Origin of the sequence: Mesorhizobium sp. M5C.F.Ca.IN.020.32.2.1 (assembly GCF_004023105.1) — a bacterium.
GTDB classification, from domain to species: domain Bacteria; phylum Pseudomonadota; class Alphaproteobacteria; order Rhizobiales; family Rhizobiaceae; genus Mesorhizobium; species Mesorhizobium wenxiniae.
In genome coordinates, this window is record NZ_RZSX01000997.1 from 1 (window position 1) to 2,133 (window position 2,133).

Here is a 2,133-nt window from a genome sequence, read left to right on the forward strand (position 1 = left end):
CGGCTCAAGCCCGCGCTCCAGTTCATCAATCGTCACAATGCCGCCGTCCAGCCGGGACGCGGATGCAATCTCCAGTGCTGCCATCCGGCGGGTGCCCGCGCCCCAGCTCGAAAGCGGCAGGGTCGTCCCGTCCTTTTCCGCGAGCAGGCCGATCAGCGCGCCGATCGAAAGCCCTTGGGTGGTGGTCAGGCCGAGCCCGAGACCGCCGGGCAGCGCGGCTGCGACAAGGCGTTTGTCTAGCTCGCCAAGCTTTTCCCCCGACTGCTCGCCAACCGATTCATTCAGGTCCAGCCCCGCCACCTGCCGGGTGATGCGCGCCCGGAGAGTCGTATCGGCAAACAGGCGGTCGAGTGCCGAGCCGTACACCAGACGCAGATCGCGGTCATTGCGGTCTTCGGCTGCAAGGCGGACGAGCCCTATCCTACGCCGGACCGATACCGGGAAATGTTCGGTCTGGTCATGCGGCTGGATAATTTCCCAGACCAGCTCCAGCTCGTCAGTTCCCCGTACGCGCACACGATAGACGGGATCACCGGCCGTAGGGACATCATCGCCATCACCAGCCTGCGGCGGCAGCACCGCATCCCTGCCATCCCAATGCCATGGCCAGTTGAGGCCTTTCTGGGTGTTGATTTCTGTGTCGTCGCGAAGGGCAAGAACTGCCTCGATGCTGAATTCGTCCGCCGTCACCCGGCGCCAGTAATCGGATTCGGAGATAACCGCCGAATTGGTCGGACTCAGCAGAAGGGCGACCGACTCTAGAACCGTCGACTTGCCGACATCGCCGCCGCCCAGAATGATGTTCATTCCTTCCGACGGCCGCCATTCTAGCTTTTCGATACCCCGGAAGCGGGTGATTTCCAGCTTCCTGATTGCCGCCCTGTCTGTCATGCGCCCCCGCAAAGTATTTACTCTTAATCGTTCCGACTCAGACCTCATAAATCGCTAGACTTATACTACTGCCTGCACCAAAAAATGCACAAACGGGATTTCGGCCATCACTCGAAACCTGTTCATTTTGAGTGTTCTTGCCCGCATTTTCGTGCAGAAAATCAGAAAATCAGCAAGGACCGAAGATGAACGAGGCTTGCACGCTCACAATATTCATTCACAGCGTTCCCTTTGGGCATCCGCGCCGACGCGTTCTCCATCCGTTCAGCGACTTGGCCTATTTCGCAGCTACGGGGCGATCAGGCCAACTAGCGAAGTGAACGGGGTGGAGACGCGAGGGATCGGATCTCAACGGCTAGGATAGCCGGGAGCTGCGAGCACTTTTTTCATCGAAGGATCTGGATGAAACCATAATGTTGTCGCTGTGACTCTATTGCGCAATCTTTCGCAATACCGTCATTGCCGTGTAGCATAAGTCGGCTAATCAGACCGCTCCGGGCCACGTGGGCTCAAATAGGAATCAGAATGACAAGCCGTGGAAATCCCAAGAAAGCGTCAAGGCTCCTCTACCTTGCGTGTCCATACACCCACCCAGACCCGTCAATTAGGAAAATGAGATTCGATGCTGCAACATCTGCCGCTGCCGCACTGATCAAGTTGGGTTATGTCGTATATAGCCCGATCACGATGACTCATCCTATCGACCTCGTTCTTGCTGGCCAAGAAAACACACTGGGGTCGGACTATTGGGTGGAGTTTGACGAAACCTTCATGGATCGCTGCGATGAAATCGTCGTTTTGGAGATCGATGGGTGGCGCCAAAGTTCTGGCGTGCAGCGGGAGATTCAGCACTTCTTGGAGAATGGGAAGCCCATTTGGTCCTTGTCGGCTGATCTAGAGATCAAAGACTATGAGACCGTAGCGGCCGTATAGTCCGGCAACAGTAAATAGACTGCCAGCAGTCAAAAGTCTCCTTGCCATCGAAAAACCTCGCACGCCGCTACTATGATGTCGCTTATCATGTCGATACTGCCATAACCCAAGAAACACAAAGATGCACAGGGCAAGGATTTCGAACTTCGTAAACTTTAAGCTGAGCAAGTAAATGCTTAAAAAATAGACCCCCCACACCAACGTAGAGACTGGTCCTCGGTCAAATCGCGGGTCATCGATAAAGCTCCTTGCGTAGACGCGGAGCATAAATCTTATCCCCGAGTTATGAGCTTGTGGCGTAGCGTAGGC

Annotated in this window: 1 protein-coding gene and 1 pseudogene; one reads left to right on the forward strand and one right to left on the reverse strand. The window is 55.7% G+C overall.

Annotated features, from left to right (window positions below; all coding sequences use genetic code 11):
• Positions 1 to 807 (reverse strand): annotated as a pseudogene (locus EOA86_RS31985) (AAA family ATPase); the annotation flags it as partial.
• A 609-nt stretch (positions 808 to 1,416) separates the two neighbouring features.
• Here EOA86_RS31985 and EOA86_RS31990 point away from each other — a divergent pair.
• Positions 1,417 to 1,824 (forward strand): DUF1937 family protein, encoded by a 408-nt coding sequence (locus EOA86_RS31990; protein WP_128345261.1) that lies wholly within the window; start codon positions 1,417 to 1,419, stop codon positions 1,822 to 1,824.
• Positions 1,825 to 2,133: the final 309 nt, after the last annotated feature.

Coding starts and splice junctions, on each gene's coding strand:
- EOA86_RS31990 (WP_128345261.1), top strand. CDS start 1,417: ATGACAAGCCGTGGAAATCCCAAGAAAGCGTCAAGGCTCCTCTACCTT.